Origin of the sequence: Cryobacterium sinapicolor (assembly GCF_004403465.1) — a bacterium.
Classification (GTDB): Bacteria; Actinomycetota; Actinomycetes; order Actinomycetales; family Microbacteriaceae; genus Cryobacterium; species Cryobacterium sinapicolor.
On record NZ_SOGQ01000009.1, the window covers coordinates 166,665 to 181,655 of the forward strand.

Genomic DNA, 14,991 nt, shown 5'->3' on the forward strand with positions numbered 1-14,991 from the left:
CCGTGGAACTCCTCTTCATCGCCCTCGGCGGTGCGGTTCTGGGGATCGCCGCGCGGTATGCCCTGCCGGGCCGCATGACGCACGGCGCGGTCCTCGTGCCGGCCATCGGCACGGCGGTCGCGTCCACCGTCTGGGTGGCGCTGACCTGGCTCGGTCTGCCCTGGAATGAAGGCTGGATCTGGTGGGTCACCCTCGGGGTGACCGCGTTGGCATCCGTTGCCGCCGACCTGGCCCTGGTGCGCACGCGCACCGCAGGTGACGAGCTGATGCTGCACACCCTGCTGCGCGACGGGCACCCGACCGGCGCCTGACGGTGACCCCCGAAGGCGGCCGGTGCTTCGGCGCCGGCCGCCTTTTCGGCATGCCCGAGGGGATGTCCAGCGCAGCGAAGCGGGCAGGGCAGGCGGGCGAACGGGTCAGGCTGTCAGGCCGAGCCCGTCCATGCGCCGCGTGTGCGCGGCGATGAGCTCGGTGAACACCGGTTCGATCCGGGACTCGTCGGCGGTGATGCCCTCCATCGGCAGGGCCGAGCGGGCGACCAGCAGGGTGTCCCCGACCAGGCGGCGTCCCCACAGGGCCAGGTGCGACCCGAGCGCGGGCGCGGCGCCGATGGCGGCCTTCAGATGGGTGACGAGAACCTCGGTTCCGGCGTCCTGGCCGAGCAGGTGCGCCACCCGCGGGCCCACGTCGCCGGGCAGCCCGTCGGACAGCCGGATGAAGAAGTCGTCGAGCAACCCCCCGGCGAGATAGCAGCTGAGCAGGAGCTCGTACCAGTCGGCGCCGGCCGTCTGCCCGCGGAACGTGTCGAGGCGGGGCGCGAACGGCTCCATCACCTCGGACGGCTCACCGCCGCGGCGACGGATCTCGGCCACGAGCCCCTGGTGCTTGGCGAGGGCCCGGCCGGCGGCGACGCTCAGCTGCTCCTTCGCGGTGAGGTCCGGAGACAACGAGATGGCCAGGGCAAGGTTCTCGAACATGCCGAGTTGGAAGTAGGCCGCCTGGCCGAGGTAGGGCAGCAGCTCCGGGGTGAAGCCGGCAATGTCGACTTTCGTGGTCGACTGACGTACCCGCCGCGTCGGTTGCCGGGGTGCCTCCACGCGCTTCCCGCGCCGATCAGTCCACATGATCACACGCTCAGCTTAGGACAGTGCCGCGCCCGCACCGCGGGTTCCGGCCCCGCCGGCGCGAATCGGCACGCCGCGGTGCGGTATAAGAGACTTCCCAGGGCCGCCCGATAAGGTGGGACCACGCCATCGGCATGGATCGGTGGTTAGGTGCCCGAAGCAAAAGACGGGCGCATCCCGCTTCCAGCTAATGACAAGGCAATAATTCGTGACTTTCTCCGAACTCAATATCGACCAGGACATGGTTCAGGCTCTCGCTGATAAAGGCATCATCGAGCCCTTCCCCATCCAGGTGCAGACCATCCCCCTCGCCCTGAGCGGCCAGGACATCATCGGCCAGGCCAAGACCGGCACCGGCAAGACCCTCGGCTTCGGCCTTCCGATCATTCAGCGCCTCGGGCTCGATCCCGCGCCGGGCGTGCAGGTTCTCGTCGTCGTTCCGACCCGCGAGCTGTGCGTGCAGGTCTCCGAAGACCTCGAGATGGCCTCGAGCAACCGCAACACCAAGGTCGTCTCCATCTACGGCGGCAAGGCCTACGAGGGCCAGATCGAGGCTCTCAAGGCCGGCGCGCAGATCGTCGTCGGCACCCCCGGCCGTCTTCTCGACCTCGCGAGCCAGCGCCTGCTCAGCCTCGCCAACGTGAGCGAGATGGTGCTCGACGAAGCCGACAAGATGCTCGACCTCGGTTTCCTCGCCGACATCGAGAAGCTGTTCTCGCAGACGCCGTCCACCCGCCACACCATGCTGTTCTCGGCCACGATGCCGGGCCCGATCGTCGCCCTGGCGCGCCGGTTCATGAACCGCCCGATCCACATCCGGGCGACCGACCCCGACGAGGGTCTGATGCAGGCCAACATCGAGCACCTCGTCTACCGCGCTCACAACATGGACAAGGACGAGGTGATCGGCCGCATCCTGATGGCCGACGGCCGCGGCAAGACCGTGATCTTCACCCGCACCAAGCGCGCCGCCGCCAAGCTGGTCGAGGAACTCGGCGACCGCGGGTTCAACGCCACGGCCGTGCACGGCGACCTCAACCAGGAACAGCGCGAACGCGCCATGGCCTCGTTCAAGGCCGGCAAGAAGGACATCCTGATCGCCACGGATGTCGCCGCGCGCGGCATCGACGTCGACGACGTCACCCACGTGATCAACCACACCATCCCCGAGGACGAGAAGGCGTACCTGCACCGCGTGGGACGCACCGGCCGCGCGGGCAAGACCGGGATCGCGGTCACGTTCGTCGACTGGGACGACATGCACAAGTGGACGCTGATCAACAACGCGCTGGACTTCGGGACGCCGGTTCCAATGGAGACCTACTCGTCGTCGCCGCACCTCTACACCGACTTGAACATCCCGGCCGGGTCGAAGGGTCGCCTCCGCGCGTCGCCGATCCGCGAGACCGCCGCCTCGGCCGCCCGCACGGGTGGCGCAGGCCGGTCCGGCGGGGGCCGCACGGGTGGCGACTCCGCGCGGTCCGGCTCCGGCCGGTCCGGTGCCGGCCACTCCGGTGCCGGCCACTCCGGTGATCAGGCCGGCGGTCGCCCGCCGCGCTCACGCACCCGGGTCAGCCCGACCACCAACCCGGACGCCCCGGTCGCCACCCCGGCCGCCGGCACGCACGATGGAGGCGGCGCCGAGCACCACGACGGCAATAGCGCCCCGCGTCGGCGCAGCCGCACGCGACGCCACGCCCCGCAGGCCGGCGCCCCCAGCTAAGGCGGTCCCTGCCAGGCAGCGCCCCCGCTTCGGCGGGGGCGCTTTCGTTTGCGGGCTCGCGGCTCGTGGCGTCAGCCGTAGACGGGTGCCGAGCCGATTCCCTGCTCGATGATGCGCTCCAGCACCTCGGGCGCCGTCGTGTTCTCGGCCAGGCGGTTCGGCTTGCCCTCGCCGTGGTAATCGCTGGACCCGGTGACGAAAAGCCCGTACTTCTCGGCGAGCGCGTAGAGGCGGGCCTTCGCCTCGGGCTTGTTCTCGCGGTGCTCGAGCTCGAGGCCGAAGAGGCCGGCCTCGGCAAGCCGGGCCAATTTCGCCTCCGGGATGACGTCCATCGCCCCGCGCGTCGCCGGATGCGCGATGACCGGCACCCCACCGGCCGCACGCACGAGGGTGATGGCCCGCAGCGGGTCCGGCGCGTAGTGCGGCTGGTAGTAGCCCGCCTCCCAGTGCAGGATTCCCGCGAATGCCTCGCTCCGGGTGAGCGCCAACCCGCGGGCCACCAAGGCGTCGGCGATGTGCGGGCGTCCGACCGTCGCATCCGGTGTGGTCTGCTCGAGGACGTCCGCCCAGGTCAGGGCGTAGTCGACGCCGATGCGTGCCACCATCTGTTCGGCGCGCACCAGCCGGGCCTGCCGCACCCGGGCGGTTTCGGCCACGATGCCCGCGTTGGACGGGTCGAACAGGTACGCGAGCAGGTGCACGCTGGCGAAGCCCACCCGGGTGCTGAACTCCATGCCGGGGATGAGCGTGAGCCCGGCCGTGCGGGCGGCGGCACTGGCCTCGGCCCAGCCGGCGGTCGAATCGTGGTCGGTCAGCGCGAGAGTGCCGAGGCCGGCGGCGGCGGCGGCCCGCACGAGCTGCGCCGGGGTTTCCGTGCCATCCGACACACTCGAATGCGTGTGCAGGTCGATCGGACCGCTGAATCGTCGAGCACCAGGCATTCCCCCATGCTAGTTGTGCGGCGGACCGGGGCCGTCCGCACGGTTCCCAGCCTGCTCGTCTACCGTTGACCGGACATGCTGAATCGACTCCTGCGCACCCTGTTCCTCGGCGCGACCGCCGCACTACTGCTCGTGTTTGGCTGGCCGCAGCTCTTCGGCCTGCAGAACACGTGGGTGGCCGCGCACGCAGTCTCCCTTCGCGGTCTCGCCGTGGCCGGATCGGCCCTGCTGATCGGCGTGCTCCTGGTGCTGCTCGTTGCGATCCGGCCACTCCGCCCGCTGGCCGGCGGGCTCATCGTGCTCCTGCTCCTCTTCGGCATCGGAAACGCCGGCCTGCTGGTCACCCGCGGCCTCGGCGACCCGGCCGGCACACCAGCCCTGGCCGAGACGACGGATGCCGTCACCGTGCTCAGTTGGAACACGCTCGGCGACGAGCCGGGCGCCGCCGCCATCGCCCGGCTCGCCCTCGACCAGAATGCCGACGTCGTCACCCTGCCGGAAACCACCGAGGCCACCGGGGAGGCCGTCGCCGAGGCCATGCGCGCGGGCGGACGGCCGATGTGGGTGCACACCCTGGCCTTCGACCAGATCTCCAAGGCGCGCTCCACGACCCTGCTGATCAGCCCCGACCTCGGCGACTACTCGGTGAGCAACGAGGCCGGCTCCGGGCCTCCCGGCAACACGAACGTGCTGCCGACCGTCGTCGCCGCGCCCGTCGACGGGAACGGCCCCACCATAATCGCGGTGCACGCCGTTGCGCCCATCCGCTTCGAGATGTCGAACTGGCGTTCCGACCTGGACTGGCTCGCCGAGCAGTGCGCCGGAGAGAACGTGATCATGGCCGGCGATTTCAACGCGACGGTCGACCACCTGAGCGGCCGCGAGACATCCGCCGGCGCCGTTCTCGGCGACTGCCGGGACGCGGGACTGGCCACCGGCGCGGGGGCCGTGGGCACCTGGCCGACCTTCGCGCCTGCACTGCTCGGCTCGCCGATCGACCACGTCCTGGCCACCGCGAACTGGCAGGTGCGGAGCATGCGCGTGATCGAGTCGGAAGACGACGCGGGCAGCGACCACCGCCCGATTGTCGCCACCCTCACCCCGACCTCCTAGCGCGCCCGTTCCGGTCGAGAGCGCCCGTTCCGCCGGTCACTCTCGACCGGAACGGACACTCTTCGGGGAGCAATGGGACAATGGCCCATGGCCAATTCCAGCGAAACCGCGATCACCCCCGCTCCCCGATCGAATGAGAACCGCTCCACCACCCCCGGCTCGGCCGGCTTCAAGGCGTACATCTCCAGCGATTGGGCCGAGCGCGTCGAGGTGCTGCCGCCCGCCCGCGAGCAGGCGCCCTTCGCGGCCGCCCGTCGCGAGCTCCTCTCCGCGATGCACCCCGGTCAGCGCCTGATCATCCCCGCCGGCCGCCTCAAGCAGCGCTCCAACGACACCGACTACGCGTTCCGCGCGCACTCGGCCTTCGCCCACCTCACCGGCTGGGGTAGCGACGCCGAGCCCGGCGCCGTGCTGGTGCTCGAGCCCACCGCGACCGGCCACGACGCCACCCTCTACTTCCGAGAGCGGGCCGGCCGCGACTCGGACGAGTTCTACGCGAACCCCGACATCGGCGAATTCTGGATCGGCCCCCGACCCTCGATTTCCCAGGTCGGCGGAGACCTCGGTCTCCCGGTTCGCGGCATCGCCGACCTCATCCTCGTGATGGACACGATCGACAACGAGACCCTCGTGCTGCGGGAGGCCGACCCGCTCTTCACCACCGAGGTCGACGAGGCCCGCCTCCGCTTCGCTGCCGAGAAGGTGCTCACGACCGACGCATCCGACTCCCCGTTCAGCCTCGAGATCAACGGCGACCATGCCGCCGACGAGCAGTTCGCCCGGGGCCTGTCGGAGCTGCGCCTGATCAAAGACTCCTACGAGATCGCCCAGATGCGCCTCGCCGTCGCGGCCACCGGCCGTGGTTTCGAGGACGTCATCCGGGATCTGCCCCGCTCGAGCACCCACCATCGCGGCGAGCGTCTTGTCGAGGGCGTGTTCAACACCCGGGCCCGGTCCGACGGCAACGCGGTCGGCTACGACACGATCGCCGCGTCCGGCCCGCACGCCTGCATCCTGCATTGGACCCGCAACGACGGCGCCGTCGTGCCCGGCGACCTGATCCTGATCGACGCCGGCGTCGAGGTCGACAGCTACTACACCGCCGACATCACCCGCACCCTCCCGGTGGACGGAACCTTCACCGACGTGCAGCGCCGTGTCTACGATGCCGTGCGCGAGGCAGCGGATGCCGCTTTCGCCGTGGCCGTGCCCGGCGCCGTGTTCCGCGACGTGCATGCCGCCGCGATGGCGGTCATCGCCCGCCGCACGGCCGAATGGGGCATGCTCCCCGTCACCGCCGAGGAGGCCCTGCTGCCCGACAATGGCCACCACCGCCGCTACATGGTGCACGGCACCAGCCACCACCTCGGCCTCGACGTGCACGACTGCGCGCAGGCACGCCGCGAGATGTACATGGACGGCGTGATCGAGCCCGGGATGGTGTTCACGATCGAGCCCGGCCTCTACTTCCAGCCCGACGACCTGACGGTGCCGGCGGAATTCCGCGGCATCGGCGTGCGAATCGAAGACGACATCCTGATCACCGCGGACGGCCCCGAGAACCTGTCGGCCGGCATCCCCCGCACCTCCGAGGCCGTCGAGGCCTGGATCGCCGCCCTCACCGCCTGACGGCCGAGAACCCCGCACGCGAGTGCGGGCGAATCGCCGGTTTGAGCAACTCATACCGACTATTTACCCGCACGCGCGGCCGTTTGGAGGCGGTGTTTGGAGGCGCCGTTTGGAGGCGGTGTGTGGGTGAGCTCGGAAGCGGTTACGCAGGCGGCGCGGCGGGCGGCTGCGGGGCAGCCGGCGAAGCGGCGGGCGGCTGCGGGGCAGCCGGCGAAGCCGCGGGCGGCTCCTGAGCACGCGGCGGCTCCGACGGATGCGGCGGGGCTGGCACCGCCAGCTCGGCCTCGGCGCGCCCCGCGAGCAGGTTGCGGGCCCGATTGACCAGAGCGCCGTCGACGATCACCTGATAGTTGCTGGCAATCACCTGCATGGTCGATGTGAAGTCGCGGCGGCGGCGATTGAGCGCGGCGCTGACAACCCCGAACAGCATGCCGAACCCGGCACCGATCATGACGGCGGCGAAGACGAACGGCAGGCCCGCGCCATCCGGCGAGAAGATGAAGAACAGCAGCCCGAAGAACACGCCGAGCCAGGCGCCGGAGGCCGCACCGGCCAGCGCGACGCGCCCCCAGGTGAGTTTGCCGGTGACCCGCTCGACCGTCTTGAGGTCGTTGCCGAGGATGGAGACCTGCTTCACGGGGAAGTCGGACGTCGCCAGCGTGTCCACGGCTTCCTGCGCCTCACCATAGGTGGCGTAGGTCGCGAGCACTTCCCCCTTGGGTAGAACGGGGAACAATGCGGCCCTGCGCCCGCCGAAGGGGCTCTGATTGCTCATGCGCCCATTCTTTCACAGGACCGATCTGCCCTGAAGGTGGCCTAGATTTGTACTGTGTCTGCCACCAGAGTCTTCGTTGCCCGTTTGGCCGGGTGTACCGTTTTCGACCCCGCGGGAGACCGCGTGGGCAAGGTGCGCGACGTGCTGGTGGTCTATCGAAAAAACGACCCGCCCCTCGTCGTCGGCCTGATCGTTGAGATCCCGGGCAAGCGACGCGTTTTCGTGTCCATCGGACGCGTCACCAGCATCGGATCGGGCCAGATCATCACCACCGGCCTGATCAATGTTCGCCGCTTCGAGCAGCGCGGCGGCGAGGTGCGCGTCATCGCCGAGATGCTCGGCCGCACGGTCGTCTTCAACGACGCTTCCGGTGAGGCGACCATCGAGGACGTCTCGATCGAGGAGCTGCCGCAGGGCGGCTGGGCGATCAGCCAGCTCTTCGTGCGCCGTCCCAAGACCAGCCTGTCGCTCTTTGCGAAGGGCGCCACGACCTTCACCGACTGGGGAGGGGTGCGCGAGCAGACCACCGAGGGTCAGGCCCAGTCGGCCGAGCAGCTCATCGCCACCTACTCCGACCTCAAGCCCGCCGACCTGGCGAACACCCTGCTCGACCTGCCGCCGGAGCGCATGCACGAGGTTGCGGGCGAGCTCCCCGACGGCCGCCTCGCCGATGCCCTCGAGGAGATGCCGGAAAGCGAGCAGGTCAGCATCCTGACCCGGCTCGGCGACGCGCGCGCCGCCGACGTGCTCGACCACATGCAGCCCGACGATGCCGCCGACCTGATCGCGCAGCTGCCGGAGGAGCTCGGCGAACAGCTGCTGGACCTGATGGAGCCGGAGGAAGCGGACGACGTGCGCTTCCTGCTCACCTACGCCCCGGACACCGCCGGCGGCCTGATGACGACCGAGCCGATCATCGTCTCGGCCGACGCCACGGTCGCGGAGGGGCTCGCGCTCATCCGTCGCCACGACCTCGCGCCGGCGCTCGGCGCGGCCATCTGCGTCACCCTGCCGCCCTACGAGCCGCCCACCGGCCGCTTCCTCGGCATGGTGCATTTCCAGCGGATGCTGCGCTACCCGCCCCACGAACGGCTCGGCACGCTGCTGGACCAGGGTCTCGATCCCGTCACCGCCGACACCTCGGCAGCGGAGGTCACCCGCATCCTCGCCAGCTACGACCTCGTCTCCGTGCCCGTGGTCGACGAGAACCACCGACTCGTCGGCGTGGTGACGGTTGACGACGTCCTCGACTACCTGCTGCCCGACGACTGGCGCAGCCATGACGGAAACGACGACGTGCGCCGCCGGGCCGAGGCCCGCACCGAACTGACCACGGGAAGCATCCCGCTGCACCACGGACGGAGGACCGGCAATGGCCCGAGCTAACCGATCGGATCTCCGCCTCGACTCCCCCAAGGGCCTGCGCACCCCTGCCCTCGGCCGCAAGCGCCGGCGCAACCGTGACCGCCCCAGCCGCGACCGCTTCGGCCGGTTCACCGAGGCCATCGCGCGCGGCATGGGCACGCCGTGGTTCCTGCTCGGTCTGACGTTCTTCGCCGTCAGCTGGATCGCCTGGAACACGCTCGCACCGGTGCAGTGGCGCTTCGACTCCGTGTCGCTCGGCTTCATCGCGCTGACCCTGGTTCTGTCGATGCAGGCCTCCTACGCGGCCCCGATGATCCTGCTGGCGCAGAACCGCCAGGACGACCGCGACCGGGTGCAGTTCGAACAGGACCGGCAGCGTGCCGAACGTAACCTGGCCGACACCGAATACCTCGCCCGCGAGGTGGTGGCGCTGCGCCTCGGTATGAAGGACCTAGCCTCGCGCGACTTCCTCCGGTCCGAACTTCGTGCCCTGCTCGAGAACCTGGAAGAGCGCGAAGACCAGGACAAGCAGACCCGGAAACGCCTCCGCAAGGGCGAGCGGGACCGCGACCGGGAAGAACGTTCGCCCAGTGCCTGACCCGCTCGTCACCTCGGATCAGGTGCTCACCGCCCTGGCCCGGGTGATCGACCCGGAGATCCGCAAGCCGATCACCGACCTCGACATGGTCGCCGGGGTGGAGATCGTCGACGGCCGCGCCCTGGTGGGTATCCGTCTCACCATCGCCGGCTGCCCGGCCGCCCGCCAGATCGAGCGCGATGTGCTCCGCGCCGCCGAGTCCGTCGCCGGCCCGGGCAACGTCTCCGTCTCCGTCGACGTGATGACCCGCGAGCAGCGCCGCGCGATGACGGAGAAGCTGCGCGGCGGCACGGAAGCCCGCAGCAACCAGTTCGGCCCCGAGTCTCTCACCCGCGTCTACGCCATCACCAGCGGCAAGGGCGGGGTCGGCAAATCCACGATCACCGCGAACCTGGCCGTGGCCCTGGCCGAGCGCGGACTGCGGGTCGGCATCGTCGACGCGGATGTCTACGGGTTCTCCATCCCCGGGCTCCTCGGCCTGGTCACCGCTCCGTCCCCCGAGACGGGCAAGTCCGCCGCGGTCAAGCCGACCCAGGTCGGCGAGATGATCCTGCCGCCGATCGCCTTCGACGTGAAGGTCATCTCGATCGGCATGTTCGTGGAGGACGGGTCCGTCGCGGTCGCCTGGCGCGGGCCGATGCTGCACCGCACGATCACCCAGTTCCTCACCGATGTGTATTTCGGTGACCTGGACATCCTGCTGCTGGACCTGCCGCCGGGCACGGGTGATGTGGCCATCTCGGTCGGGCAGCTGCTGCCTCAGGCCGAGGTCATCGTCGTCACCACCCCGCAGCCGGCCGCAGCCGACATCGCCGAGCGCAGCGGTGTCGTGGCTCGGCAGACCGGTCAGACCATCTACGGCGTGATCGAGAACATGGCCGGGATCGTGCAGCCCGACGGCACGGTGCTCGAGCTGTTCGGCTCCGGGGGCGGGGCCGAGGTCGCCCGCCGGCTGGGCGCCGGGCAGGAGTCCCCGGTGCCGCTGCTCGCCCAGGTTCCGTTGAGCGTGCCGCTCCGCAGCGGCGGGGACTCGGGGGTGCCCGTGGTGCGCGGTGACCCGGCAGACCCGGCGGCCGTGGCCATCCGTCTGGTCGCCGACCGGCTCGCCACCCGGGCACGCGGCCTTTCCGGGATGAGCCTCGGCATCTCCCCGAAGTAGCGCCGCCGCACCTGCGCCGGAGCCGCCGCCACCTAGACTTCGAGAATGCCTGCCTCTCCCCTCGACCCTGCCGTGATCACCAACCTGACCCGGTCCATCCGTTCCACGACGGGGGCGACGGTAACCGTGATCGCACCCTTCACCGGCGAGGTGCTGCACGAGCTGCCCGTCAGCGGGGTGACCGATGTGCAGGAGTCCTACGCGCAGGCCCGCCTGGCCCAGCTGGCCTGGGCGCGGGCCGGGTTCGCCCGGCGCCGCGCGATCCTGCTGCGCGCGCACGACCTGATCCTGGAACGTACCGGGCTGCTGCAGGACACCGTTCAGGCGGAGACCGGCAAGACCCGTGGCCAGGCCTTCGAGGAGGTCTTCCAGGCCGCCGGCGTCACCCGGTTCAACGCCCTCGCCGCCCGCGGCGTGCTGCGCGGCGGACGCCGCCGCTCCGCGATCCCGCTCGTCATCACGGCCGCCGTGAGCTACCGGCCGAAGGGCGTCGCGGGGGTGATCACCCCGTGGAACTACCCGCTCAGCCTCGCCGCGATGGACGTCGTGCCTGCCCTCGCCGCCGGCTGCGGCGTGGTGCAGAAGGCCGACGACCAGGGTGCGCTGAGCATCCTCTCACTGCGTCAGGCGTTCATCGACGCCGGCGTGCCCGAGCAACTCTGGGCCGTGGTCGCCGGCGACGGCGCCGAGATCGGTGGGGCGGTCACCGAGGAGGCCGACTACGTCTGCTTCACCGGGTCGACCGCGACCGGCAAGCGGGTTGCGGCGCAGGCGGCCGGCAACCTGACCGGCGTCTCGCTCGAGTTGGGCGGCAAGAACCCCCTGATCGTGCTCGACGACGTCGACCCGGCCCGTGCGGCCGCCGATGCCGCCCCGGCCTGCTTCACGGCGATGGGCCAGCTCTGCGTATCGATCGAGCGCATCTTCGTGCAGCGGGGGGTGGCCGACGCGTTCCTGCGCGAATTCGTGGCCGTCACCCGCTCGCTCAAGCTGGGTGCCGCCTACGACTACTCGACGGATGTCGGTTGCCTCACCTCACAGGCGCAGCTGGACCGGGTGAGCGCGCAGGTTGCCGATGCGGTCGCCCTCGGTGCCACGATCGAAGTCGGGGGCCGGGCCCGGCCTGACCTGGGTCCGTTCTTCTACGAGCCCACCGTGCTGACCGGGGTCACCGCGACGATGGAGTGCTTCGCCGGCGAGACCTTCGGACCCGTGGTCGCGGTCACGGTGTTCGATTCGGAGCAGGAGGCGATCCTCGCCGCCAACGACAGCGACTACGGGTTGAACGCGTCGGTGTTCTCCGGGTCGGTACGGCGGGCCCTGCGCGTGAGCGGCGCCCTCGAGGCCGGCAGCGTGAACATCAACGAGGGCTATCGCGGGTCGTTCTCCTCGGTGGCGGCCCCGATGGGAGGTCTGAAGCAGTCCGGCCTCGGCCGACGCAACGGTCCGGAGGGACTGCTCCGGTTCGTGGACGCCATCACCATCGCCCGGGCGACGGGTCTCATTCCGCTGCCGCGCAGCGGCCGCGACTTCGAGCGGCTGGCCGCGCCGATGCTGCTGCTGGCGGCGGTGCTGAAGGGCATCCGCCGCCGCTGAGCCGGTTAGCCGAGCCGGCCAGCCGAGCCGGCCAGGTGAGCCGGCCAGGTGAGCCGGTCAGCCGAGCCGGTCAGGTGAGCCGGTCAGGTGAGCCGGCCAGCCGAGCCGGCCAGCCGAGCCGGCCAGCCGAGCCGGTCAGGTGAGCCGGCTCACACGGTCAGCTTGGCTTCCGCCGCCTTCTGTTTGGCTTCCTGTTTGGCCGCCTTCTCCGGCGCCAGCTTCGCGGCCTCCGCCTTGGCCTCCGCCTTCGCCTTCTTCTTCGCCTTCTTCTTGATCCGGGCCTTGCCCTTCGGCTTCGCCGTGGGCTCGCCCAGTGTGGCCGTGATGTCCGGTACGGGGCGGTTCAACTCACGCGGTGGGCGCTCATACTCCGCGCCCTCGGGACGTGCCGGGATGGTCACGAGCGGCGGCTCCCGGTGCGTGTAGGGAACGATCGACAGCAGGTGGCTGATCATATTGAGCCGCGCGGCCCGTTTGTCCTCGCTCTCGACCACCCACCACGGGGCCTCCGGCAGGTCGGTGTGCACGAACATCTCGTCTTTGGCGCGGGAGTAATCGACCCACTTCGTGATCGAGAACAGGTCCGTCCCGGACAGCTTCCAGCGGCGCATGGGGTCGTTCAGCCGCGACCGGAACCGCCTCTCCTGCTCGGTGTCGGACACCGAGAACCAATACTTGACGAGCAGGATGCCGTCTTCGACCAGCATCCGTTCGAACAGGGGCGCCTGGTGCAGGAACCGGCGGTACTCGTCGGGGGTGCAGTAGCCCATCACGTGTTCGACGCCGGCCCGGTTGTACCAGGACCGGTCCATCAGCACGATCTCGCCCGTGGAGGGCAGGTGCTCGATATAGCGCTGGAAGTACCACTGGCCGCGCTCGCGCTCGGTCGGCACCGGCAGGGCGACGATCCGGGCGACGCGAGGATTGAGGAACTCGGTGACCCGCTTGATCGCTGATCCCTTACCGGCCGCGTCCCGGCCCTCGAAGATCACGACAATCCGGGCACCGGACTCCTTGACCCATTCCTGCATGGCGACCAACTCGGTCTGCAGGTTCCGCAATTCGGCGGAATAGACGGGCAGCGGCACCCGCTTGGGCTTTGCGCGGGTCTTCGACGATTTCGACACGGTCACACTCCTCAGATACGTGATTTCAGCGTAGCGCGAGCACCTCGCCCGTCCCGGCGTGTCGGCCCGGCACACGGCGGCTGAATCGGCCTGGCCGAATGCAGCTACGTGGCTTCGGAGTCGAAGGGCGCCGGCAGCGTGGCGGCCTCCTTGGCGCGCTTGCGTTGCAGATAGGCGCCGTCAGGGTTCGGCACGGCCCGGGACACGGTCGCCGACTGGCCTTTGAGCTCGTCTTCGTCAGTGAGGGCTTCACGGATGATGCGGCGCGGGTCATACTGACGCGGGTCGAGTTTCTTCCAGTCGACGTCGTCGAAGTCCGGGCCCATCTCGTCCCGCATCCGGTCTTTGGCCCCGTTGGCCAGGTCCCGGAGCTGCTTCACGAGGCGGGCCAGCTGGGCTGCGTAGTGGGGAAGCCGTTCGGGTCCGAGCAGGAAGACGGCGATGATGCCGATCAGCAATATCTTCTCGAGCGTCAAACCGAACATTCCCCCAGAATAACCCCCGGCGAGGCCTCCCCGGACCATGCCCGGCCGCCCCTAGGCTTGACCCATTCACCTACTGGAGTTGCACTGTGTCTGACAAAGATCTGAACTGGAAATTCTCCGACGACTCAGTCGTGGAGTCCGACGCTGTGGCGCGGGCCAGACAGCAGTCCCTCGAACTCGGAATCGACGCAATTTCGCCGGCGGTTGGCGCCCAATCGGCGGTGATCGCGGCTGCCACCGGCGCCCGGAGCATCCTCGAGGTCGGCACCGGTGCCGGCGTTTCCGGCATCTGGCTGCTCACCGGGGCGCCCGGCGCCACCCTCACCTCGATCGACACCGAGGTCGACCACCAGCAACACGCCAAAGCCAATTTCGCCGAAGCCAGCATCCCCGCGAACCGGGTGCGCCTGATCACGGGCCGGGCCGCGGACGTGCTGCCGCGCATGAACGAGAACTCCTACGACATCGTGTTCGTCGACGCCGACCCGCAGTCCGTGATCGAGTACGTCGAGCACGCCTTGCGCCTGGCCCGCCCGGGCGGAACCGTTCTCGTGGCCCACGCGCTTTGGCGCGGCCGCGTGGCCAACCCGGCCCAGCGCGACGATGTGGCCACCGGCTTCCGCACCCTGCTGACGGTCATCGCCTCGTCCACCGCCGTCATCAGCGCCCTCTCCCCCGTCGGCGACGGGCTGCTGCAGATCACCAAGCTCCGCGCGTAGACGGTCTCGAGCGGGCCGCCGGCAGTCGGGTCATCACCCGGTGGTCGAGCCAACACCCGGTGGTCGAGCTTGTCGAGACCCTGGTGCCCTGTTTTCGGGGACTACGCACCCGGTGGTCGAGCCCGTCGAGACCCTGGTGGCCTGTCTCCCGGGGACTATGCATCCGGTGGTCGAGCTTGTCGAGACCCTGGTGCCCTGTTTTCGGGGACTACGCACCCGGTGGTCGAGCCTGTCGAGACCCTGGTGGCCTGTCTCCCGGGGACTCACGCACCCGGTGGTCGAGCCTGTCGAGACCCTGGTGGCCTCGCCCGGTGGTTGCCCGTGGTCCGCCAGGTTTGGGTTGGGTCGTAGCAGAGTGGTGCCCTGACCTCGGGTTTGCCTTTCACCATGCGGATCTGCCAGCCGGAGGTGTCGATGCTGTGGTGGTGGTACCAGCAGAGGAGTACCCCGTTGTCGATGTTGGTTTTCCCGCCGAGGTGCCAGGGGATCACGTGGTGTACCTCGCACCAGGCCGCGGGGATGGTGCACCCGGGGATGGTGCAACCCCCATCGCGGGCGGCGATGGCGCGGCGTTGGGCCCGGGTGAAGAAGCGTTTCTCGGTGCTGAGGGTGAGGACTTCGTTGTTGGGGCCGAACA

Annotated in this window: 15 protein-coding genes; 9 read left to right on the top strand and 6 right to left on the bottom strand. The window is 69.8% G+C overall.

The window, feature by feature from the left end:
* Positions 1 to 2: 2 nt before the first annotated feature.
* Positions 3 to 311, top strand: coding sequence for a hypothetical protein (locus E3T28_RS01320; RefSeq protein ID WP_134427128.1), 309 nt, complete (start codon positions 3 to 5; stop codon positions 309 to 311).
* A 105-nt stretch (positions 312 to 416) separates the two neighbouring features.
* Here the strand turns inward: E3T28_RS01320 and E3T28_RS01325 are convergent, their stop codons facing one another.
* Positions 417 to 1,124 (bottom strand): ferritin-like fold-containing protein, encoded by a 708-nt coding sequence (locus E3T28_RS01325; protein ID WP_174776777.1) that lies wholly within the window; start codon positions 1,122 to 1,124, stop codon positions 417 to 419.
* Between the two features lie 208 nt (positions 1,125 to 1,332).
* On the opposite strand from E3T28_RS01325, the gene E3T28_RS01330 reads away from it, so the two are divergent.
* Complete coding sequence (locus tag E3T28_RS01330) at positions 1,333 to 2,847, top strand: DEAD/DEAH box helicase (protein WP_134427131.1); 1,515 nt, start codon at positions 1,333 to 1,335, stop codon at positions 2,845 to 2,847.
* 71 nt (positions 2,848 to 2,918) lie between these two features.
* Here E3T28_RS01330 and E3T28_RS01335 read toward each other — a convergent pair whose 3' ends face one another.
* Entirely contained in the window at positions 2,919 to 3,788 is an 870-nt protein-coding gene (locus tag E3T28_RS01335; RefSeq protein ID WP_134427133.1) for a PHP domain-containing protein, read from the bottom strand.
* Positions 3,789 to 3,863: 75 nt separating this feature from the next.
* Here E3T28_RS01335 and E3T28_RS01340 point away from each other — a divergent pair, with 75 nt between their 5' ends.
* Together E3T28_RS01340 and E3T28_RS01345 are read left to right on the top strand one after the other, a co-directional pair.
* Positions 3,864 to 4,901 carry an endonuclease/exonuclease/phosphatase family protein gene (locus E3T28_RS01340; protein ID WP_134427135.1) on the top strand — a complete coding sequence of 346 codons (1,038 nt, stop codon included), beginning with the start codon at positions 3,864 to 3,866 and terminating at the stop codon, positions 4,899 to 4,901.
* 87 nt (positions 4,902 to 4,988) lie between these two features.
* Positions 4,989 to 6,530 (top strand): aminopeptidase P family protein, encoded by a 1,542-nt coding sequence (locus E3T28_RS01345; protein ID WP_134427137.1) that lies wholly within the window; start codon positions 4,989 to 4,991, stop codon positions 6,528 to 6,530.
* 142 nt (positions 6,531 to 6,672) lie between these two features.
* Here the strand turns inward: E3T28_RS01345 and E3T28_RS01350 are convergent, their stop codons facing one another.
* Positions 6,673 to 7,305 carry a YflT domain-containing protein gene (locus E3T28_RS01350; protein ID WP_134427139.1) on the bottom strand — a complete coding sequence of 211 codons (633 nt, stop codon included), beginning with the start codon at positions 7,303 to 7,305 and terminating at the stop codon, positions 6,673 to 6,675.
* Between the two features lie 54 nt (positions 7,306 to 7,359).
* On the opposite strand from E3T28_RS01350, the gene E3T28_RS01355 reads away from it, so the two are divergent.
* From E3T28_RS01355 to E3T28_RS01370, 4 genes are read left to right on the top strand one after another with little or no spacing between them, the layout of a single operon-like run.
* Entirely contained in the window at positions 7,360 to 8,691 is a 1,332-nt protein-coding gene (locus tag E3T28_RS01355) for a magnesium transporter MgtE N-terminal domain-containing protein (RefSeq protein ID WP_134427141.1), read from the top strand.
* Entirely contained in the window at positions 8,678 to 9,268 is a 591-nt protein-coding gene (locus tag E3T28_RS01360) for a DUF1003 domain-containing protein (protein WP_134427143.1), read from the top strand. Before E3T28_RS01355 ends, E3T28_RS01360 begins: the two co-directional genes overlap by 14 nt.
* Positions 9,261 to 10,427 (top strand): Mrp/NBP35 family ATP-binding protein, encoded by a 1,167-nt coding sequence (locus E3T28_RS01365; protein ID WP_241979112.1) that lies wholly within the window; start codon positions 9,261 to 9,263, stop codon positions 10,425 to 10,427. Before E3T28_RS01360 ends, E3T28_RS01365 begins: the two co-directional genes overlap by 8 nt.
* 45 nt (positions 10,428 to 10,472) lie before the next feature.
* A complete protein-coding gene (locus E3T28_RS01370; protein ID WP_134427145.1) occupies positions 10,473 to 12,023 on the top strand; it encodes a succinic semialdehyde dehydrogenase in 1,551 nt (516 codons plus the stop codon).
* 149 nt (positions 12,024 to 12,172) lie between these two features.
* Here the strand turns inward: E3T28_RS01370 and ppk2 are convergent, their stop codons facing one another.
* Both ppk2 and E3T28_RS01380 read right to left on the bottom strand, forming a co-directional pair.
* The gene (ppk2, locus tag E3T28_RS01375; protein ID WP_338145377.1) at positions 12,173 to 13,150 is read right to left on the bottom strand and encodes a polyphosphate kinase 2; all 978 of its coding nucleotides are present in this window, start codon (positions 13,148 to 13,150) and stop codon (positions 12,173 to 12,175) included.
* Positions 13,151 to 13,254: 104 nt separating this feature from the next.
* A complete protein-coding gene (locus E3T28_RS01380; protein WP_134427149.1) occupies positions 13,255 to 13,635 on the bottom strand; it encodes a twin-arginine translocase TatA/TatE family subunit in 381 nt (126 codons plus the stop codon).
* An 86-nt stretch (positions 13,636 to 13,721) separates the two neighbouring features.
* Between E3T28_RS01380 and E3T28_RS01385 the strand changes: the two genes are divergently transcribed.
* The gene (locus E3T28_RS01385; protein WP_134427151.1) at positions 13,722 to 14,354 is read left to right on the top strand and encodes an O-methyltransferase; all 633 of its coding nucleotides are present in this window, start codon (positions 13,722 to 13,724) and stop codon (positions 14,352 to 14,354) included.
* A 263-nt stretch (positions 14,355 to 14,617) separates the two neighbouring features.
* On the opposite strand, the gene E3T28_RS01390 is transcribed toward E3T28_RS01385, so the two are convergent.
* Positions 14,618 to 14,991: HNH endonuclease signature motif containing protein (locus E3T28_RS01390; RefSeq protein WP_134427153.1), on the bottom strand; the 374-nt coding region annotated here is incomplete at its 5' end.

Coding starts and splice junctions, on each gene's coding strand:
- E3T28_RS01370 (WP_134427145.1), top strand. CDS start 10,473: ATGCCTGCCTCTCCCCTCGACCCTGCCGTGATCACCAACCTGACCCGG.
- E3T28_RS01325 (WP_174776777.1), bottom strand. CDS start 1,124: ATGTGGACTGATCGGCGCGGGAAGCGCGTGGAGGCACCCCGGCAACCG.
- E3T28_RS01360 (WP_134427143.1), top strand. CDS start 8,678: ATGGCCCGAGCTAACCGATCGGATCTCCGCCTCGACTCCCCCAAGGGC.
- E3T28_RS01345 (WP_134427137.1), top strand. CDS start 4,989: ATGGCCAATTCCAGCGAAACCGCGATCACCCCCGCTCCCCGATCGAAT.
- E3T28_RS01350 (WP_134427139.1), bottom strand. CDS start 7,305: ATGAGCAATCAGAGCCCCTTCGGCGGGCGCAGGGCCGCATTGTTCCCC.
- E3T28_RS01340 (WP_134427135.1), top strand. CDS start 3,864: ATGCTGAATCGACTCCTGCGCACCCTGTTCCTCGGCGCGACCGCCGCA.
- E3T28_RS01380 (WP_134427149.1), bottom strand. CDS start 13,635: ATGTTCGGTTTGACGCTCGAGAAGATATTGCTGATCGGCATCATCGCC.
- E3T28_RS01335 (WP_134427133.1), bottom strand. CDS start 3,788: ATGCCTGGTGCTCGACGATTCAGCGGTCCGATCGACCTGCACACGCAT.